12 protein-coding genes are annotated in these 21,451 nt (G+C 49.0%); 6 read left to right on the top strand and 6 right to left on the bottom strand.

What is annotated here, in order from left to right; translation table 11 throughout:
* Positions 1-38 precede the first annotated feature (38 nt).
* From ACZ5PW_RS16015 to ACZ5PW_RS16005, 3 genes are all read right to left on the bottom strand, one after another.
* Positions 39-671: a hypothetical protein gene (locus ACZ5PW_RS16015; protein WP_464555518.1), complete on the bottom strand. Its 633-nt coding sequence runs from the start codon at positions 669-671 to the stop codon at positions 39-41.
* Positions 672-1,404: 733 nt separating this feature from the next.
* The gene (locus tag ACZ5PW_RS16010) at positions 1,405-2,565 is read right to left on the bottom strand and encodes a sulfite exporter TauE/SafE family protein (protein ID WP_464555517.1); all 1,161 of its coding nucleotides are present in this window, start codon (positions 2,563-2,565) and stop codon (positions 1,405-1,407) included.
* Between the two features lie 224 nt (positions 2,566-2,789).
* Positions 2,790-3,566 carry a DUF169 domain-containing protein gene (locus tag ACZ5PW_RS16005; RefSeq protein ID WP_464555516.1) on the bottom strand — a complete coding sequence of 259 codons (777 nt, stop codon included), beginning with the start codon at positions 3,564-3,566 and terminating at the stop codon, positions 2,790-2,792.
* A 1,083-nt stretch (positions 3,567-4,649) separates the two neighbouring features.
* On the opposite strand from ACZ5PW_RS16005, the gene ACZ5PW_RS16000 reads away from it, so the two are divergent.
* Entirely contained in the window at positions 4,650-5,402 is a 753-nt protein-coding gene (locus tag ACZ5PW_RS16000; protein WP_464555515.1) for an N-acyl homoserine lactonase family protein, read from the top strand.
* A 13-nt stretch (positions 5,403-5,415) separates the two neighbouring features.
* On the opposite strand, the gene ACZ5PW_RS15995 is transcribed toward ACZ5PW_RS16000, so the two are convergent.
* Positions 5,416-5,985, bottom strand: coding sequence for a hypothetical protein (locus tag ACZ5PW_RS15995; RefSeq protein ID WP_464555513.1), 570 nt, complete (start codon positions 5,983-5,985; stop codon positions 5,416-5,418).
* Between the two features lie 443 nt (positions 5,986-6,428).
* Here ACZ5PW_RS15995 and ACZ5PW_RS15990 point away from each other — a divergent pair, with 443 nt between their 5' ends.
* The 5 genes from ACZ5PW_RS15990 (at position 6,429) to ACZ5PW_RS15970 (ending at position 15,529) form a co-directional block, all read left to right on the top strand.
* The gene (locus ACZ5PW_RS15990; protein ID WP_464555511.1) at positions 6,429-8,030 is read left to right on the top strand and encodes a sensor histidine kinase; all 1,602 of its coding nucleotides are present in this window, start codon (positions 6,429-6,431) and stop codon (positions 8,028-8,030) included.
* A gap of 326 nt (positions 8,031-8,356) precedes the next feature.
* Entirely contained in the window at positions 8,357-10,873 is a 2,517-nt protein-coding gene (locus ACZ5PW_RS15985) for a hypothetical protein (protein WP_464555509.1), read from the top strand.
* A gap of 300 nt (positions 10,874-11,173) precedes the next feature.
* Complete coding sequence (locus tag ACZ5PW_RS15980) at positions 11,174-13,594, top strand: methyl-accepting chemotaxis protein (protein ID WP_464555507.1); 2,421 nt, start codon at positions 11,174-11,176, stop codon at positions 13,592-13,594.
* A gap of 349 nt (positions 13,595-13,943) precedes the next feature.
* Positions 13,944-15,044, top strand: coding sequence for an ImmA/IrrE family metallo-endopeptidase (locus tag ACZ5PW_RS15975; protein WP_464555505.1), 1,101 nt, complete (start codon positions 13,944-13,946; stop codon positions 15,042-15,044).
* Positions 15,045-15,049: 5 nt separating this feature from the next.
* Positions 15,050-15,529 (top strand): DUF4411 family protein, encoded by a 480-nt coding sequence (locus tag ACZ5PW_RS15970; RefSeq protein ID WP_464555503.1) that lies wholly within the window; start codon positions 15,050-15,052, stop codon positions 15,527-15,529.
* Positions 15,530-15,761: 232 nt separating this feature from the next.
* Here ACZ5PW_RS15970 and ACZ5PW_RS15965 read toward each other — a convergent pair whose 3' ends face one another.
* Together ACZ5PW_RS15965 and ACZ5PW_RS15960 are read right to left on the bottom strand one after the other, a co-directional pair.
* Positions 15,762-19,328, bottom strand: a complete 3,567-nt coding sequence (locus tag ACZ5PW_RS15965; RefSeq protein WP_464555501.1) for a beta strand repeat-containing protein — start codon at positions 19,326-19,328, stop codon at positions 15,762-15,764.
* Positions 19,329-19,523: 195 nt separating this feature from the next.
* Entirely contained in the window at positions 19,524-21,056 is a 1,533-nt protein-coding gene (locus ACZ5PW_RS15960; RefSeq protein ID WP_464555500.1) for a hypothetical protein, read from the bottom strand.
* Between the last annotated feature and the right edge of the window lie 395 nt (positions 21,057-21,451).

The raw sequence follows: 21,451 nt of genomic DNA, 5'->3' as shown, positions 1-21,451 counted from the left end.
AAAGATCCACATGCAGGGCTCCGCGTTCCCGTAAGGAACTAAGCCTTGCTTTCGACCGGTGCGGCTGTTGATTCTGCTTCATTTTTTTCAGCGGGAGCCTGTGTTCCAAGCTCGCTCCATGAAGTCATCTGACCGGCCTTTTCGGCATCTTCCGCTTTCATCTCGTCAATTTTTTTAAGGAACGGTATATAACACCTTACCTTAGAGAAACTGAACCTTACAAGGATATATGACAAAATGAAAACAAAAGGATAGCCCAATCCAAAATCAATATACGGAACCGTATGGATGTCGATTCCAGCAAAGCGGGACTGCAACCAGCCCATTGCAAACGGAACAGGCCAAAGGGAAACAGCGAAAAGAGCGGCGTGGGAAAAGAAAACCTTACCGAAATATTCATTGGCCCACTTGTTCGCGGACTTGAATGTCTCCTTCTCCTTATGACGCACCGCCTCAACTGAAATATTGTGCATGCGCGTCATCTTGCGGTTCAAGTCGGTATAGTATTCACGGTTCCAGATGTAAGTGAGAGTCATGCTGAGCTCGCCGCCAAGGGTGCACCAGAATGCAAGAACCGCCGACCCAAGCCAGAATGAAGCAAGAGCAGGCAAACCCAAACGGTACGGGGCTATAAGAATACTGTCGATTATCGGGTAAACTGACTCAAACATTTATATCACTCCAATTTTAATAGGCTCAGAGAACTTTCCCTGCCGGGGGCCTCTCTGATGGCTCTCCGAGGGCTCTCCGAGGGCCAAAGAAACTTTTTGATTCGCCTCGTCCTGAGGCTCACCCCTTCGGGGAGTTGCTATAAGCAACTTCCAAATCCGCTTTCCTGCGGATTGGTGAAAAAAGTTTCTCTGGACTCTTCAAAAACTTTTATCGGGGCTTTGCCGCTTCGTGAGGCTCAGCCGTTTTGAAATTTGTGTTCAGGCTATTTTAAAAAGTTTCTCTGGACTCTTCGAAAACTTTTATCAGGGCTTTGCCGCTTCGTAAGGCTCAGCCGTCTGGAAATTTGTGTTTCATGCTATTTTAAAAAGTTTCTCTGGACTCTTCAAAAACTTTTATCGGGGCTTTGCCGCTTCGCGAGTCTCAGCCGTCTTGAAATTTGTGTTTCATGCTATTTTAAAAAGTTTCTCTGGACTCTTCAAAAACTTTTATTGGGGCTTTGCCGCGCCGTCTGGAAATTTTATTTGGCGAAGCCTTGTTGAAAGGTTTTGAGGGGATGGGGTCCGGGGAAGGGGAACTTTTGCAAAAGTTCCCTTTCCCCGGCCGCCGGAGGCATTTTTCAATTGCCTGCGCCCTTTCTTTTATAAGGAGTGCGTTGAAAGGGCGCAGGACTTGATGTGGTGCGTGTCGTCCCGTCCTGCTGTGGTACAGGGCGGGACTCGTGTTGTTTATTTCTTAGAAGGGGGGCAGCAGGCTGTAGCCGAGGAAGCCCTTGGAGCTGTAGCGGATACCCACGTACAGAGCCAGTACTACGAACAGACGCTTCAGCCATACATCGGGGATGTACTTGGAGGTACGGGGGCCGATGAAGGAACCGACCAGGATACCGAGAAGTTCAACACCGATGAGGGGCCAGAACACGGGAGTGTCTTTTACAACCATGTAGGTGAAAATGGAGGTAGTCATACCTACGAGAACTGCCAGAGCGGAAGTACCGGCAACCAGGTACATGGGCAGGCCAGCAACACTGGTAAGGAAAGGTACGAGCAGGAATCCGCCGCCAACGCCGAGGAAGGAAGCGAGTGCAGCGATGAAGAAACCACCGACAACGGGGATCAGGGGGTTGAAGGAGAATTCAACGCCGTAGAAAGTGAAGATGCACTTGGTGGGAGCGAAGCTTACAACTTTAACACCCATGGATGCGGTATCAACGGCTCCGCCTTCTTTTTCTTTTTTGATGGAAGCTTCGAAAGCTTTAGCGGCTTCTTTAGCTTCTTTTTTACCGGCCTGACCTTTAGGGGTGGTTTCGTAGAAGAGGTAGCAGCCGAGTGCGAGTACGAAAAGACCGAAGTAACCGATGTAGGATTTCAGGGAAATCTTACCGGCGGTCAGCCAGGGCACGAGGTAGGAACCCGCGATGGAACCTGCTGCAAGAGCAAGACCCAGAGGCAGAACCAGACGGCCCATTTTGTAGTAGTTGAAAGAGGACATGGCTGCGGAAGTACCAACGAGCCACTGGTTGGACACGCGGATGGAGTCAGTGATCAGCTTGTTCATTACGGGGGAGGTCTTCTTGAAAGTAGAAGCGTAGTTACCGAAACCGTAAATGGTGATGTGACCAACACCGGCCATGATGCCGCCGAATGCGCCGACGGTGGAGAAGATCCAACCTACCCAGATCGCCCATGCGAATCCGATAACGAGGTTAACGCTGGGGCCGCCGGGAATTCCGAGGAAACCGGTTGCCAGTTCGTTGTTGATCTGACCTGCTTCAGTGCCGGTGGGGGTTGCGCTGATGGCGTCGGCAAGTCTGTCGGCGAATGCGGGCTGGATGTATGCTACCACCGCCAGCAGCGCGATAGCCATGATCATCATGCCTTTGCGTGATTTAAACATTGTGTGTATCTCCTTAAGCGAAAGTTGGTTTTTGCTGTTTCCGTTGTCTGCTTCCCTTAGGCTGTTGCAGCAGCCGGGGACCCAATCAGCTCAACAGAGCAGCGCCTTCATTCCGTTAATGCCTGTTCCCGGTATTGCAGTACCGGGACAGGCTTTTTTGCTTTTCAAGAGGACTCTCCGAGTGTCCTCCGGGTAGAAGCAACCTTGATCAGGCGGCTTCTTCGCTACTTCTTATCTTTTTTGAAGATAATCAGCGGACAGTTCTTACATACATCCTGACCGGGGAAGCCGTCGCCGGGCTTGGTGATAGCGGAGCTGGCGATTTCCATGCGGTCCATGAGTCTCTGAACCATTTTCTTGAACTTGGTACCGGGGATCATGACGTTGATTTCGCCACGCTCGGTTTTACCAGCGTTGTAGCTGCCGGAACAAGCGGGAACCATGTTGAATTCCTGCTCGTTGTAGGTGAACACGCAGCCTGCGCAAGCGGAGGAGTTCATGGTGATATTCGGACGCAGGGGATGGGTGTCGGTTGCAGCAGCGTAGTCAACCGCGAAGTGGTATGCCTGCATGTTGTCACAGTAAAAGTGAACTACATCAGGCTCGAACAGGCCGTCGATGGAACCGATGGGAGCAACGGCGATGCCGATCAGGCCTTCTTTCATGCGGGGTTTGCTGAGAACGAATTTTTCAGCCTGCTCCATGTCCACAACGTACTTGGAGTGACCCTTGATTTCGCCTTCATCCAGCTCTTTCCATGCAAAAGCATATTTTGCGTTGCCGCAGCCGAGGCCTTCAACGTCGGAGTAAACGATCTGACCTTTCATGCGGGCAGCAATTTCCCACTGACAGAAAGTCATGGGCTTGAGCGGTACATGAACATCAGCCTTTTCCTTGAACGCATCAACTTCAGCCTGGTCGAAGAAATATTTAACCGCGACAGGGTAATGGTAAAGGCGCATTTCCTTCATCAGCAGTTCTTGAATTTCTTTGTAAGTCATCGTGTCCTCCTCGCTTTCCGTTAAATAAATTATTTTTTAAGTTCACCGGTTTCCCGGTTAATTTTTAAAGTAACACCTTTTTAGGGACCTGTGAAAAAAGAAACAATAAATTTTGAATTAAAGAAAAAAATAACTTCTTCACATTCTATACCGCTTCAATAGCAGGAAACAGCTTAAAATATTGTGATTAAATTCACATAATATGTGTTCAAATATTATAATTACGAGTGTTTATTTCAAAAAATGACTTAGTGTGTCATTGTGTCTTTAAGTTCATTTTGGATGTGACATAATTCTCATAAGCCGTACTTGTCTATATTTTCACGTATCTGGGCGGGTGTTTACTGGTGAAATATATTTTATTCTGAGTATAAATAGGCCGTTTCAGGTTTAAAATTGAGCGAATAAATTTGAGAAGGTTGGTTTTGTGTTTGACGGGGCGGATTTGAGCGAAATGGATGAAATTGATTGTGCCGGATTAAACAAGCCTGTTTGTTGCCGGAAGGGCGGGGGGTGAGGAGTGCCAGAAGTCATGAAAGGGCGGCAGCGGGTAGCCTGCCATAATCAAGATGATTCCCGGACCTGAATTTAAAGGAATGGATGCCGAACAAAAACAGTGCTATGTTCACCCATCATTAATATATAGAACTTGGGCAGTTTCAGTCCCGGAAAGAACGAGGAATATCCCGGGCAGTTCTGCAAAGCCCCGATAAAAGTTATTAAAGAGCACAGAGAAACTTTTTTAAAATAGCCTTAAACACAAATTCCCAAACGGCTGAACCATACGAAGCGGCAAAGCCCCGATAAAAGTTTTTAAAGAGCACAGATAAATTTTTTAAAATAGCCCTTATACTCAAATTTCAAAACGGCTGAGCCTTACGAAGCGGCAAAGCCCTAATAAAAGTTTTTGAAGAGTCCAGAGAAACTTTTTTCACCAATCCGCAGGAAAGCGGATTTGGAAGTTGCTTATAGCAACTCCCCGAAGGGGTGAGCCTCAGGACGAGGCGGATCAAAAAGTTTCTTTGGCCCTCGGAGAGGCCCCCGGCAGGGAAAGGGAACGGGAAAAGTTCAAAGGAGCAGATCGTGAGCAAGTATAGAATTCATCCGATAGTGGTAGGCACGAAGAGGTTCGACAAGGGCATGATGACTTACCAGCACGACTACGGAAAGCCTTACATCATCCCTATCTACAGCTGGTACCTTGAGGGCGGCGACAAGAATATCCTTGTCGACACGGGCGAGATGCAGCCCATCATTTCCGCAGACCGCGAGGCAGATCTTGGCGGCAGCATTTATACATTCGAAAACGGCCTGGATAAGTTCGGCTTAAAGCCGTCGGATATCGACATCGTAATCCATACCCACCTGCACAATGACCACTGCGAGAACGACTATAAATGCGGCAACGCCAAGTTCTACGTCCACCGCAAGGAACTGGAGCATGTGCATCATCCGCATCCGCTGGATTTCAGATACCTTGAAGATTACATTGAGGACGTTGAAGACGCGGGGCAGGTGGTGGCTCTGGACGGCGATTACGAGGTCACGCCCGGAATCCGTATGATGCATACCCCGGTACATACCCCCGGCGGAATGACCGTTCTGGTGGATACCGAAGGAGGGCTGGCGGCGATTACGGGATTCTGCGTGATAAATGAAAACTTCAACCCGCCGCCGGAAATACGGGGCATGGAAATGGAAGTCATCCCGCCCGGTACATCGGTGAATACCTATGATGCATACGATATAATGCTGAAGTTAAAAGATATGGCTGATATCCTTATCCCGCTTCATGAGCCGAGCTTCGCGAAAACGGATATCGTTGAAGGGACCTAACGGCCTGCCCGCCTCACTCCACTAAAGCCCGTTCCATACGGCGCTTGAGCAGCATGCAGATTGTTTCCTGTGAAAGGTCGCTCATGAGGTAGGTGTTTACCGGGACGCGGTTGCCGAGAGTGGAAAACTGCTCGTTGAGCTGCCTTTCCCATCCTCCGAGCGTGCGGTGCAGAAAGCTGTCGTAGAAAACCCGGTCCGGGTCCTTGAGTTCAAGGTATATGAGGGTCTTGAGATCGCCCAGCTCTTCGGGATCGGTCTGCACGCTGGCGAGCTTTGCGTCACCGATTACTATATCGCTGATGTTGGACCAAGGAATGTATCGGCGGATGCGGTCATTGAGCATTATACCGTCATCACTGGTTTCAAGGTAATGCCTGCTGTGGCTCAGCCTCGAAATCTGCCATCCTGAAAAAGCGGACAGCATAAGGCTTGCGATAACTGAAAAGTAATCATGCGGTGTCGCCTTTCCCTGAATGGCCATAAGAATATAGAAAAACAGCATCACAGAACAGATCAGCCCCAGAACTGCCATTATAATGAATGCCGGACGCATTTCACTTTCGAGGATGATTTCTTCCCGCAAATCGGACTCCTTGGTTTTAGAACTCACTGCAAGTATAATATATTTTGAAGAAGAATCCCAATATATTTGAGCATTATACTGTTTTTGCTTATCGCGTAGAAATGCAGGGGCCTAAATTTGCGATTACGTTTTTATACCGGTTGTGTTTTAATAATACAGCATCGGCAATTTGGGTGACATGACATTGTTCCTTTTTTTCAGATGCGGGGTTTCTCGATTTCGGTAGGTCTTTTTATGTAAATTTAGGTTATTTTTTATTTAATTACTTTTTTGAATCACAGCTTTAAAAGTTATGTTACATATAGCACAATAGTTGTATTTATATAAATCATTGTGCTGTTGAATCTCTGGACGTTTTAGTAAAATGCGTACAATAAACTGTGGTCAGGTGTAATTTTAAATGATCATTTCCAAACGGGATATTTCCTCCCAATCTTATTAATATGAAAGGTTATATTAGAGATTGTCGCAGCAAATCAGGATTTACCGGTGTTTACTCCTGTGTATCACTGGTACTGCTGCTGTTTTCCGTTTGTGTGTGCGGGATTGTCTCAGTTAGTTACTATTACTTTTATTCACTGCAGGATATTGCATCAAAGGACTACGAGGACAGGGTGAAGATAGCCCTAGAGTTGGAACTTCGCAGGCAGGAACATATCCTTGAAGATCTGACCTACTGGGATGAGGCCTATGAAAAGACGATTGTGAATCCCGACAGTGAATGGGTAGACGATTATACCGGAGAATATCTGTTTAAAAAGTTCGGGTATGAATTTACTCTGGCTGCACGTTCTGGAGTTGATGCCACGTATATTGCCACGGCTGAGAATGCTCCTGATCTGGATTTTTACAACCTGCGCAAGGCCGGACTGGATACCCTTTTTGAGCGGTCCAGGAAAAACGAGTCCTTTTACCGGGTTGAAAGTGGAGTGCTGGTTTTGGAGGACGGTCTGTACCTTGTTTCTCTCGGGCCGTTCATAGATGAAGATAAAGAGCTTGTCCGCCCGGATTATTCCTTTCTGGTGCTGGGCCAGCGGCTTGATACGGAGTTCATTGACGAGATAGCGAAACGGTTCAAGCTGCCCGGACTGAAGCTTGTTAAAAGCGAGTCGCATGAAAGTTGCATTGCACTGCCCGGAGTGCCCGGGGCGGATCTTGGGTATATTGTCTGGGATGAGTCCCTTGTAGCCTGTGACAGTCTGGCCGGACTGGGATATCTTTCCATCGGTTTTTTCTTAATCACCGCGCTTCTCACCGGATTAGTCCTTATCCGCCATAACAGAAGCCGCAGATGCTATGAAGATAAACTGCGGCTGGCCGCGGAACGGGCAGAATCCCAGAGCCGGGAAAAATCCGCTTTCATGGCGGCCATGAGTCATGACCTGAGCTCTCCCGTGCATGGAACCATAGGCGTTCTGGAGCAGTTGCGCATGGAAACACTCACCGATCAGCAGCTTGATCTTGTTAAATCCGCAATCGGTTCCAGCCGGAGAATGAAAAACATGCTGGTTGATTTCCTTGATCTGTCACGCAGCGAATTTGCCGAGCTGACCATTGTCCATGAAAAATTCAGCCTGAAGGAAAGTATGGCGGCTGTGCGGGATATGTTCGAGGTAGCCGCTTCCCGGAAAAGAGTATGCTTTTCCTATACCAGTGCGTCGGAGCTTCCTGATATTCTGCTCGGCGATGAACATAAGCTGGTCCGTATCCTTTCGAATCTCGTGGATAATTCACTGAAGAATGTACCCTCCGGGGGATCGGTTCAGATAGAGGTCTGGCCCGTGCGCCGTGAATTAAATAAGCTGCACCTGCTCTTTCTGGTCCGTGATGACGGCTCGGGAATGAGCGATGAAAATATGGTTCACCTGTTTGAAAACAAAGGGCAGGGCGGTGAAAACAAGCAATCCGGAAAGCGCGGGCTGGGGATCACCATCGTCCGCTGGTTCACTCTGCGCATGGGCGGAACCGCCTGTATGCAGACCGAAGAGGGCGTGGGCAGCGAATTTGCCGTCTGCCTGCCTTTTGAAGTTGCTGAGCAGGAATAAACGGGCTGCACTGTTGCGTTTCAGGGCGTAAGGCTTTTTTTGTTGAACGGTTCCAGATATCACTTCCAGTAAATTTATCGTTAATCAGGGTTCCGGGAATTCTTTCCGGTTCCATTTTTTCTCTCCAATATATCATTAAATATTTCATAAGTTCAGCTGTTTAAACGTAATATACAGGATGGTGCGGGAGGCATTTCTCCATCAGTAAGGGGCCGGATTTTTCCGGGCTTTTTTATTGTGCTCAGTGTGAAATAATTCTCCCGTAAGTATAAAGATAATCATGTTTGTGCCGATATGATTGTTTAAATACACCACGGAGGGCCATTATGTGTCCTATAGCTGAAATTGATTATTCATCACCTCGTCCGGCAGCAGATGATATAAACGCAGTCCGGCTGGCTGAGCTTGCAGCGAAATCAAGGAAACATCACAAGACAGCAGCTGATACGGTTGAAATCTCACCGGAGGGCAGGCGCTGCTCCGAGTGCATGGATGGCAAAGCCGTGCAGTCCGCTGAATCACCGGAAAGAAAAGCTCCGGTCACTTCCCCCCAGCTTATGGAAGAGCCTCTCCCCGAAAATGCGTCCATCAAGACTCTCGGCACTATGACTCTTGATTCAGGGCGCAGTGTGACCATCGAACGATTTGCCATACCAACAGAACAGGATTCTGGTTCGCAGTCTGAAAACACTGCGGCACAAGCGATTGACCCGGAGATTGAGTCAGGTGCTGATGGCAGCGCATCCGGCAGCGCATCCGGCAGCGCATCCGGCAGCGCATCCGGCAACGCTTCCGGCAAGGCATCCGGCAACGCAACGGGCAACGCAACGGATAATGCTGCGGGCGGGACTGCAAACGGTTCTGCCAGCGGTGCTGACGCAGCGGATGCGGAATCTGTTGCGTCCGGCAGGGAAACAGAATCTCTTTCCGATACTCCCGCTTACGGCTACAGGGCTGTAATTGTCTCAGCGGATGGACAGAGCAGCGAAGCCTATCTGTTGCGCTCGGATACCATAATTAATGAAGACGAGAACGGGGTGCTCAAGATTTCCGGCTACACCGAGGGTGCGGAAACTTCCGGCGATGATCTGATTCTGGGTTTTCAGGGCAAAGCCCTGCGCGGCGGTTCGGGAAACGACACCATCATCGATGCCAGTGCCGACTATAATGAAAATGAGGCCAAGGCTGCTTCCGCCACCGGGAAGGCGGCTGATGCGGCTGCGACCAACCCCGTTTCCGGCAGCATCGACAGCGGGTCGGGGGATGATACCGTCATACTGGTCGGTCAGCGGGTGATGAGTGTTTCTGTCATTACCGGCAGCGGTAACGACACGGTCATAAGCACTGGCGACATTGAAATTTCGGCTCTTGATACCGGATCAGGAGATGACACGGTAAAAATCAGCGGCAACCTTGTCATAAAGGGTGAGGTTGATAAGCAGGCGGTGTCTGAAGGATTCCTGTATCGACAAGATTATGAAAGCGGACCGCTTTTCAGAACCGGTTCCGGGGATGATACTGTCGAGGTCGGCGGAGATTTGGATATCAAAGGCGGAAATGTAAAAGTCACCTACGGCGTTCCTGATAATAACGTCCATGTTGATCCGTTCAGGCCTGACAGCTTTGATGAAGCTAATGGCCGCACGGTGGAAGTGCTCAGCATGGACACAGGCTCCGGTGATGATACCATCCGTGTGGGCGGCAGCTTCAATATGGAAAGCGGTGTTGTCCGCACCGGCGGCGGTGATGATACCATCTCAGTTGGCGGGGACCTGAACATGAAGAGCGGGCATCTGACCCCCTTCGGGAAAAGAACCGGGAGCAGCATCGATACCGGAGAAGGTGATGACCGGGTGCACGCTGGAGGGAACCTGTCTCTTGATGAATCGGAAATTATCACCGGGTCGGGGGATGACAATATTTCAGCCACAAATATTTCAGCCCGGGATGATTCCGTGATCAGTACCGGAGAGGGTGATGATAACGTTTCAGCGAGAAAGAACCTGAGCCTGCAATACAGGGGAGCAATAATCTCCGGTGATGGTGACGATACCATCAGTGCCGGAAACATGCTGCACCTGTACTGGGAAAGCATGATGAATACCGGAGCGGGAGACGATACCATAAGTTCCGGCAGGAACATGACTATTGATGTCTACAGTCTGGTCAAGACCGGGGAAGGCGATGATACCATGAAAGCGGCCCGCCGATTTCATGTGGACGGAGACAGCATCATTCACACCGGAGAGGGGAATGATAAGCTGAAGGGCGGCAGGAGTTTTTCCACTGACGGGCATGCCCTTGTCTACACATCCGGCGGCAGTGACTCCATTACCGCGGGCAGAAGAATGCACAGTGACGGCGGCAGCGGAATAAATACCGGGGTGGGGGACGATTATCTCAGCGCCGGGGTCGGTCTGGGTAAAAACAGCGGAATCGGCGTGCATGGCGGCAGCTTTATAGAGATGGGAGACGGTGACGACAGGATCGAAGCGAGTAATATTTATATTAGTCAGGGGGCTTCGCTGCGGACAGGGAAAGGCAATGATTATATCAGGGTGAATGAATTGATGTCCGGGGGCAATCTGGATACCGGGGCGGGAGATGACACCATAGAAGCCGAAAAAGTGGTCCTGTGGGGCGGAAACGGATCAGGAATGCGTATTGCTCCCTACAATCTGTTCGATTTCCCCGAATTTGCGGGAAGCCCCTTCAAGGGCATAAACACTTATCGTGAATTAATGATGTCCGGTGAATTTGACCCCGAGGAACTGACGAATGAAAGACAGAAGTATCTGGAAGCACTGTTTAGAAACGGCGGTTATGACGGGGAAATGGAATGATTTGATCTGTAAGGAGCCGGTAAGTACTGTTTATATCAAGCGCGCTATCCGTCAGGAAGGCGCGCATTTTTTTTATTATAAAAATTCCGGAAGTATGAGTGATTTTGACTGTCGTTATTGGTTTTCTGTGAATTATTGGGCAATGTTTTTTGGTTATTATTAGTTTAACCCTATTTTTGATGCGAAGTGTGTGAAGAACGTAACGATCTCACTCCAGTTCTGATTTTGTTGTTCAGAATTGACCCACATGATAATAGATAATGTGTTGGGGTACATTATTATATCAGAGGAGTGTTTGAAATGAGGCTTAACATTAAATTTATACTGCCGCAGGTGGCGGTGGTGGTGCTTCTGGGATGCGCCAGTTTTTATACTATAGACAAGTCGTTTGACGAGTTGAAGGATATGTATGTCGAGTCCGTGGTCAGGACCGCCTTCAATTCGGTGCGAAACGGAATTGACAGTTCTGCGGAAACAGCGCAGCAGGTGGCTGCTCTTTTTTCGCAGCGTCCCGGGGTTATTGAAGCCTTTGAGATTGCCCATTCGGGGAATGTTGATGACGAGCGCTCTCCTGACTCCCAACGGGCGCGTGAAGAAATCCGCAATCTGCTCAAGTCCGACCTTAAAGGATATCAGGAGCTGGGCACTGGCAAGCTGCGCCTTCATTTTCATCTGCCCAACGGGAGAAGCCTCGTGCGGCTGTGGCGTGATAAGCAGGCCAAGCGTTCCGGCAACTGGGTGGATATTTCAGATGATATTTCAAGTTTCCGCCAGACCGTGCTGGATGTTAACAGGCAGGGCAATCCGCTGGGAGGAATTGAACTGGGCCGGGGCGGATTCGCCATCAGAGGGCTGGTTCCGGTCAAGAATCCTTCCGGGCGCACCATCGGTTCCGTGGAGGTTCTGAGAAGTTTCGCGCCCATTCTTGAGGGGGCGGAGAATGCCGGAATTTCAACCATGCTTTTCATGAACAGGGATCTGCTCGAAACCGCCACCTCATTGCGTGATGAATCAAAATATCCGGTTCTCAACGATGATTATGTGCTGGTAAGCGCCACCGACAAGACCGACTATCTGGGTCTTGTGGATAAAAAGACGCTCGACAGGGGACGCAGTGAGCAGGTGGTCATCAATCTTGGAGACACCGCGCTGGCGACCCTGCCCATCGAGGATTACCGGGGTAATCAGGTGGGTGTGCTGGTCGGGGCCATCAATCTTGAAAAAATGGCCATGCTTTCAAATTCCGCCAACAACTGGCTGCTGATCTGTCTTACAGCAATGCTGCTCATTCCTCTGGCATTTATTTTCTTTTTATTGCGTTATCAGGTGATCAGACCGGTACAGATGATTACCCGAAAAATCATGGATATCAACGAGGACCGCGCCGATCTGGACAGCTGTATGGCTGTGCGTTTCAGGGACGAGATCGGTGACATGTGCAAACAGTTCAACAGTCTGCTGGGCAAGCTGACCGGGATGGTCAACGATATGCAGGTCTATGTGGATGTTGTTAACGCCGTGCCCGATCCCATCTTCGTGGTGGATAAGAAGTTCAATATAATCCTGGCCAACAAGGCGGTCGGGGATTTTGCCGGGCTGGATGAAGCTGCTGTTAAACGCAGCAAGTGCGCCAATATATTCAAGACCAGTGTCTGTTCCACTGAAAAATGTCCCATTGAAATGTCCATGAAGACCGGGGGGCGTGAACAGACCGAGATAATAAACCTCAAGGATCGTCATGGGAATAATGTACACATTCAGCCCGTGGCTGCCCCGCTCAAGAACGTCAAGGGCGAGACCTTCGGTTATCTTGAGGTTGCCCGGAACGTGAGCGAGCTTGTTGCCAAGGAAAATTCCATCAACGAGCAGCTTGAACGAATCAACGAGGTCAACCGCTCCACAAGGGTTGCTTCCGCCAATGTGAACCGCAGCTGCAGCGAACTTGATCAGGAAATGAAAGCGGTTGACGATGCTGTCGCCAATCAGCAGAGACTGCTTTCCGAAACCGTTTCAGCCATGAGCCAGATGAATGCCAGCGTGCTTGATGTTGCAGAAAACGCCGGGCGCGCGTCCGAGAAATCCCAGGAGACAAGGGGCCGGGCCGAGGAAGGCGCAAAGGTGGTTATGCAGGCGTCCGGAGCCATCGGTGATGTGAGCCGCCAGACCGAGGTAATGAGCGAGATCATGGGCAGCATGGAGGAACGGACCCAGAGCATCGGCGCGGTGCTGGGCGTGATTAATGATATCGCCGACCAGACCAACCTGCTGGCCCTGAACGCGGCTATCGAGGCGGCAAGGGCCGGAGATGCCGGAAGAGGGTTCGCCGTGGTAGCGGATGAGGTCCGCAAACTGGCCGAGAAAACCGTGGATGCCACCAAGGAAGTGGAAAAGGTTATCGCCGGGCTGCAGGAGCAGGCCGGAAAGTCCAAGAGCATCACCGATGAAACTAGGGCGCTTGCGGTCAAGGCCGCCGAGTATGCCGAGAAGTCCGGCTCTCAGCTCAAGGAGATAGTAGAACTGGTGCAGGAATCCACCTCGGACGTGGCAAACATAGCCGCGGCGGTGGAAGAACAGTCCGCCAGTTCCGAAGAGATCAACCGGGCCATGAACGAGGTCAATGATCTTGCGGTAACGGTGGGTGATAGGGTAAAAGAATCCACCAGTGCCCTGCAAAACCTTGCAAGGTTGGCAGAGGAGCTGGAAGAAATATCGGGCAAGTAGCAAAGTGTTGCTTGCTTCAAGGATAAACGCCCCGGACATTGGGTCCGGGGCGTTTTTTCGTTTGGTTAACGGCGGAGTTTGTTTCGCAAAGCAAAGGCGAAGAGGGCGGCTTGTAGGGTTCTGAGAAGGTTGAAAATTTTGTTATAAAGGATTGAAAGATCGCTACAGGTTCTGCAGTAGCGTAATAAAGTGATGATTGCTTTTCCGTTTAGCCTTTGGTATTTATTCTATAGTTACAATTTGTCGTTTTAACGGCATAATTATAAGAAATTAAATATCTAAATAAAATAAAATGGCACAAGCACTCATCAATCATAAAATTATCCCATGGGCATGTCATAGAGCTGATATGGATCTTGATTTTTTGGCTTCCAAAATGAAAGTCAATGTTGAAAAGCTGAAAGAATGGGAATCCGGTGAGTCTAAGCCAACCTTCAAGCAAGCTCAAAAATTGGCTAAATACCTTCATATTCCTTTTGGTTATCTCTTTCTGAAGGAAGCCCCTGCGGAAACTGTTCCTGTTACTGATTTCAGGACTATTGCTAATCGCCAACAGAAAAGCTTGAGTATTGATCTCAAAGATTTGCTGAACGATCTTGAACAGAAGCAAAGTTGGTATAGAGAATATATACGGGATTATTTTGGAGAACCTGTCAATATCATTGGTAAGTTTTCCAGCACCAATACCCCCCTCGCGGTCGCTACGGACATCATCGCAAAGCTCAATTTAACATTGCAGGATAGAAAGCTGGCCAGAAATACAACTGAGTTATATAATCTTTTGGTAGCAAGAATTGAGCGATATAATATTCTAGTTATGAAAAGTGGTGTAGTCGGAAGTAATACGCACAGGGCATTGGATTTAGAGGAATTCAGAGGAATATCCATGTATGATGATTATGCCCCGATAATTTTCATTAATGGAAGAGATGTTCCTGCTGCACAGCTTTTTACCTTGGTTCACGAACTGGCACATTTATGGATAGGCGAGGGGGGGATTTCCAACCAGCCCTTGGATTCTCAGATAACCGGTTCTAATGCTATTGAAAGGCTCTGCAATGCTGTTGCCGGGGAAGTACTGGTTCCCCAAGACATTCTTATAAATCACTGGGACAACGGTAAAACCCTTGATGAAATCACAGCTGATCTCAGAAGAAAAATTTTTCGTGTGAGCCAAGTTGTTATCGCTCGCAGAGCTTATGACATAAGGCTCATTTCCTGGGGAGATTACAGCGAATTTTATGCTGATCAAGCGAAGAAATGGAAAAGCCCTAAAAGTCCTGGTGGCAATCCTTATAACACCATACCTATCCGTAATAGTAAGACTTTCACCAGTGCGGTTGTTCAGCGGGCAAGGGCAAATGGGATCCTTTTACGTGATGCCGGAAAGCTGCTTGGTGTTTCTCCTGCGAGAATAAGTAAACTCGCTACACATATTGGAGTTAGCTAAATATAATGCATTTACTAGATGCCAATGTATTTATTCAGGCCAAGAACCTCCATTACAGATTCAGCACTTTTCCATGTTTTTGGGAATGGCTGGATTTTTCATGTCAGATGGGTGATGTCGCAAGTATTGCATCGATCAAGGCAGAACTATGCAAAGGAAACGATGAGCTTGCACAATGGGCAAAAGACGTTGATACCTCATGGTTTTTAGATGAAAGTGATGAGCAGACTCAGCTTAACCTCATAGAAATCGTCAACTACGTTGGTAGCGGCGATTACCGCCCTTTTGCCATAGATGATTTCTTGTCCGGTGCAGATCCGCTGCTGATAGCTAAAGCCAAAGCTATGGGTGCGACAATTGTTACTCAGGAAAAGTCTGACCCAAAGAGCAGAAAAAAAGTTTTTATCCCCGATGTTTGCAATGAGTTCGGTGTTCCATATCTCGACACCTATGATCTTTTGGAGAATTTGAAGGCTCGGTTTTAACAGTCCAGTAAGCTATCAAGAACTGGACCATTAATTTTTCCAAAGCACATCACACAAAATCACCCCGCATTCCTCATCCACCACCGTTTGCGCCAGCTGCGCTTTCAGGTTCGTTTACACTTCGGTATAATTGACGGGGGGAGACTGACGGGGTTGACTTTGTAGTAAAACCCCAAAAAACGCCCCGGACATTGGGTCCGGGGCGTTTTTTGGGTTTATAGCTTTTAAGTCTTTAGTTTTTGAACTTGTTTCTCAAACTAATAATAAATGGCGAGATGAGTAACAGTAGCCATTCAATACTCATGGTCTGAGTCGGGTTAAACACGCAGCCTGTTGAACTGTCTGAGCTTACGGAACCAAGAACAACCGGGTCCGCGATGACCCCTGCAGCTGTGTTTGTGTCATAACTGCCATTATCTTTGATTCCGAAATTGACCGTATAGACACTGCCTGAACTCAGGGTTTCACCAGAAACTTTTACAATTCCATTAGAATCAGTAATCCAGAAAACTCCATCTGTCGCAGTGGAAGGCGCGGCATTCAGCCGGGAGTATCTGATATTACTGTTTGTTGATGAAAGCAGCTTGTAAAGTACAAGGTCATTTACAGCCAGATTGGTTGTAGGGGTAAAAGTATAAAGGAAGTTGTGGGTTGAGTCGGCTGTGATAGCTTTTGTCTGAAAAGACTGCTGCCTGCCGAGAACTGTCATACTTGGTGTGTTGTAGGAAGTTGTTAAAGAACTTGTAGTAGGCACAGAAGAAGATGCCGAAGAAATCAGGTCAGCGTCTTCTCCTGATCCGGGCTGTGCATCGGAAGAGTCGTCACCGCCGCCAGAAGAGCTAAGAGTTGTTCTTTCAAGAACTCCATCCTGCCCCGCAGCGACTAGGAATCCACCTTTGGCGGAACCGCTGACAACCTGAATATTTTTGGACGCTTCCACAGTACCTGATGTCCAGCTGCTGGTGGAAGTATTGTAGTCATGAACCTGTCCATTAGAATCTGCCGCATATACATGAGTTTCATAAGACCAGACAGAGTTCAGGGTAGTCGCCGCCGGAGCAGTCAAAAGGGTAGCCGTAGAGCCGTCATAAGATACTGCATAGCCACTTGCCCCAACCATATAAATTTTATCAGTGGCTTGAATGGTTACATCGGACATTGCCGCAGGCGCGGCTCCGGGCATGGTAATCTGTTCCACTGTCCATGCATTGGCTGCCGGAGAGGTCAATTTGAAAGCGTTATTGCTGGCCCCTACACCATAAATAGTCTGACCGTCCGAGCTGACATCAAGCGCATTAAGGTCGGCAAGAGTTCCTGCTCCTCCTCCCTTGGTCTGCACTGTGTAGGTCGCGGTTGTTCCGGAGATGGTAATTTTATAGATAGAGTTGGCACCGTTTGCAGCAGAAGCATAAAGCGTTGTCGCGGAAACGGCTTTCACATCGGTAAAGGTAACCGGAGGGTTATTAGTGACAGCGGACCATGTGGTTCCGTCAAACATGATCATTTCAGTGCCACCGTTTACAAGGCCATAGACATTACTTCCGAAGCCGGTGAGCTTATTGACCGCTTTGGAACCGACAACTCCTGAACTTACACGGGTCCAGGTAAAGGAAGTTGTGGAGGAACTGTAAACACCTTTATAGAGGAGTCCGTTATCACCACCAATATAGATATCTGTGCTGGTAGCATTAAAGACCGTGTTGATATTACTGCCTACATCCGGCTGCGTATCAGGGGCCGCTGCGGCAAAACTTGAACCTGTAGAGTATGCAATACCTCTGTTGGTATTAACCGCATCGGCATCGATAGCTATAACATTTGCCCCGGAAGATGCCACGCCGTCAACCGCGTCCATAACTGATATAGTTGAGCTGAGGCTGTCATATTTCTCCCATCCGGAAGATGTGTAGCGCCAGACATCAGAGGCTGTAGAGACAATAAAATCAGTTGAGCTGCCACTGACATACGTAGGAGCGGCCCCGGGGTAATTCAAATTAGTCGCAGCAATATTGGCAATGGTATCTCCTGCAGAATCACTGACCAGAAAAATTCCCGGGGCATTATCAACAATAATCATTTTTCCGTCAGAAGTGGGAAAGAGTTTTTGTGCAGTGCCAACGGCAGTATTGATATCAGTAGCGGTAGTCCATACATTTGATGAAACAGAAGTATTAGACAAATCCGTAGCTGCTCCGACAGCCGCCATGGCTTTTACAGCTCCGTCACTTATAATATACAATCCATTCGCACTGGCTGCCATTCCACTGACAGCAGTACCTGAAGCTACAGCAGCGTCAGCACTGTTTGCATCACCGGACGTGTAATCTATAGATTGAAGAAGTTTACTGCCATCGGAACTGGCAAAATAAAATTTACCATTAAGTGCTGCAATGAAATCGGCTGTAAGCGGAGTATTTGCCCCTGCAGGAGCGGTGATTAATCCACTTGCAGCACCATTGGTAAAAATTGTCATCCTTGCTTCGGTTCCGGTTCCAGCTACTTTTGCAGCTACATAATCATTAGTGGTAACTTCAGCTCCGGCTATAGCTCCGGATTCAACAGCTTGCGTGCTGGCAGCACCTGCAGAAGCCCAAGAGGTTGTGGGGGCAGTTGATGAGTACAGCTTTTCATCATCACCGCTGGGGATATAGTATGTGCCGGAAAGAGCTACGATAGACTGTGGATCAGCAGGAGCAGTAGCAACATCCTGAGTTGCCCCTGTCAACACTGCGGCCCAAAAAGTTTCACCGCCATACAGTGATGCTCCTGACCCCCCAACGATAAATGCACGCCTCAGTGACCCGGTTGCAACCAGCGCTACGGAGTTAAGGCTTGCTGTTGAAACAGACTGAGTTTTGTAGGCAACAGTTGAACCGGATATCCTGAAGACTGAACCGGAGGCACCTACGGCATATCCAAATGTTTCGGTGTTATTGTAGTCTATTGCGTTAAGATTGGGGGTGGTTCCGGTTCCGGAGATGCTCAGTGCGGCAGTCGTGACATTTGCTGTTGCTCCGGTCAGATCCTGGGTTCCACGAACTACTTTTGCAGAATCTCCAACAGTGTACCATAATGTTGCGGACTGAACGGAAATATCATTTATGTCGGGGCAATTCTGTACATTGAATCCAACGACAGTGCCATCCTTAAGAAGTTTATAGAGGTTGTTGGTACCTGCGCCGCCTCCGCCGGAACCAAAAACTACGCAAGCTTCGTTTGTCCCGGTCAGGGGTTTGACTCCACGGATACGGGAGCCGGTTGCGATAGCTTCATCGTCAAGTAAGTTGCCTACACTGGTCCATGTGGTCACATCACTGTCATAATAAGCTGCTCCGCCATCAGTTGTAACAATTACAACATCATTAGGCGCTCCTCCATCTGAGGGACAGGCAATTCCAGCAACTGTTTTGCCGTCAATTGCAGTTCTGGCTGCAGCACTCAATGATTGGGTGGCCCAGGTAATACCATCAGCACTGTTTACAACAGTTCCATTGACCGTCACAGCCCAGAAGTTGCTGCCGTCATGGGCAACACCCACAAAATTGGTTGAAGCAGGAGGATAAACCTGAGTCCAGTCCACGTTGGCAGCTGTTGTATCTTCCATCTTCGCCTTGGTCATATGATAGGTCTTCCCATCATTACCAACGGCTACCAACCCATCTGTTGAATCCATTGCCAGTGAGCTGAGATCTGTGCCTAAGGCAGTGGGAGCATCAGGAGTCCAGGCGGCGAAAGCAGCCGAGCTGATAAATAGAGAGAGGCAGAAAAATAATGTGAATATGGTCTTTCTAGAAAACATGAATCCCCCTTTGATATGGATTCTACTATCAAAATTTAATCCATGATGTAAAGGTAGCAAGAGTATAAATAACGACGATTTGAATAAAATATTCTTTGCCCCGGGATTTTATGTGTGCAATATATAATACATTGCATATCTTCTGATTATAGTTTGTCAGCCGCTATACCCGTGTTCCCAATAAATCCTCCTTCATCACTTTTGTGCTGAGAAATTCCTCATCCACCACCGTTTGCGCCAGCTGCGCTTTGCCACTTCCGTACTCATGGGCAGGGCGCAGGCCTCGTCTATTCTGGTGATCTCTTCATCGCTTAGTCCGGCAAGCCATGCCTCGAACTTTTCGTCCTGTTTGTCCTGCTCGGCCCGTTTCTCCTTTTTGTGTTCAAGGTCTTTCAGTTTACGCAGCGTTTCCCGCTCCTTTTCCGCATTGGCCAGAGCCTGTTCGTTGGGCGTTAGGAATCCCTGCGGCCTGCGCCAGCAGCCTTTGTTCTTGAGTGTGGCGAAAAGGTAGTTGCAGGCTCCTTTTCTGGCTTTGGGGAAGCTTTCCCGCTCCAACTCGTACTCTGCCGCGTAAAGTGAATTCTCGATATCCAGTATGGTTTCATCAAACGATAGACGGTGCTTCACAATCTGGCTGATCTGGTCCGGCCCGAATCCCTCCCGGTGCAATCCCGGCCACAGAATGTGAAAATCGTCCGTGCTGAAACTCAGCAGTCGGCGGGCACGTTGTTCTTCTTCCGGTTCCTCGCGCGCGTTAGAAAGATATTTTATCTCTCTATCTAATATAGGCGGCTGCTGATACCGATCAGGGTTGGTCACATCCGGGGCGGACTGAGCCGGGTAATTGCCAGTAAAACAAGGGCTGACGGGCTGAGCTTCCATGCGGTCGGCATTGGTTACAGCATACCGGTCAGGATAGGTATGCTGATCGGTATCAATGCGGTCATGATTCCGGTCAGGTCCGGTAACAGGCTGATGATAGCGGTCCGCTTTGGTAACAGGTCCGGTCACGGGACCGGGAGGAAGCGCGCTCAGCATCCTTTGCACACGCTTAACCGCTTCGGGGTCAGGAGTCAGCATCAGGCCGTAACGGGGCCCCTGTTCGTGGGTGCTTTTATTAAATATTCCCGCGTGATGACTGTTGCGGATGGTTCTCCTCGCGGTCACTTCACTGCAACCCGCACGGTCCGCGCACTGCTGAATGAACAGGGGGATCGGACTTTCTTCGCTATCATTAAATATGGAACAGATGTGCGCCAGCACCCGCTTGCCCTGATCGGATAAACGCAGGAAAAGCTCATCCACGGGATTGCTGAGGTCCAGACCTGAAAGGGCGTTAATGCCCGTGCCTGTTGATTTTGCGGGATTCCGTGCCTGATACCGGTCAGCTCCGGTAACATTTCCCTGATAGCGGTCAGGTTCGGTAACAGGGCCGTGCTCATTTTCGTAAAGCTCCATGAAAGCGGCACAGGCTGCGGAATCAAGGGTGATCAGCGAGCCGTAACGATTTCCGGTCCCGCCTGTTGCACGGTTCAGCAGTCCGGCGCTTTCCGCTTTTGCAACATTGCGCAGCACGGTGATCTTGCTGCAGTCCGCGCTTTTGCGCAGGACCGAGAGCACGCAGGGATACGGCCTGTCCATGTGCGGGGCACGGCTGATCAGGCGGGCGATGACCCTTTTTCCGCTCTGGGAAAGGGATTTATAGTAATTATTCAGGTCTGTTGACATGCTTTTCTGCTATGATTGTTCTTTGCTGAATCAGTATGTTGAAAAACGATTCGCCGCGCTTTTCGCGGCTTCAAAGATCCGTCATAACAGAGCGGGCGGACATTTTTAATGCAACTCAGGTCCGGCCTGTCTTTCAACTTCGGATCAGAACAGAATCAATATCGGATTGAGGGCTGAAAACGTGGCTGGCCTTTGATTCGGGTGTAAGTGGTCTTGTAACGCTTATGGCATATTATCAGTCTTAAAAATCCTTTTTGAGGTGTTTTAGGTTACTTGTTTTGCTTATTAAGCAATAGGTAGCGCTCCGGCTTGATTAGAGATTTGCCGCTGCATGGAGGCTCTTTCCCAAAATTGTAAAAATTAAAAATATCTCCGTCGGTTTTTTGTGGGTTAAA

This window comes from Maridesulfovibrio salinus, from assembly GCF_055394525.1.
The sequence above is the reverse complement of the archived record's forward strand: the minus strand, read 5'-3'. Positions and strand labels throughout refer to the sequence as shown.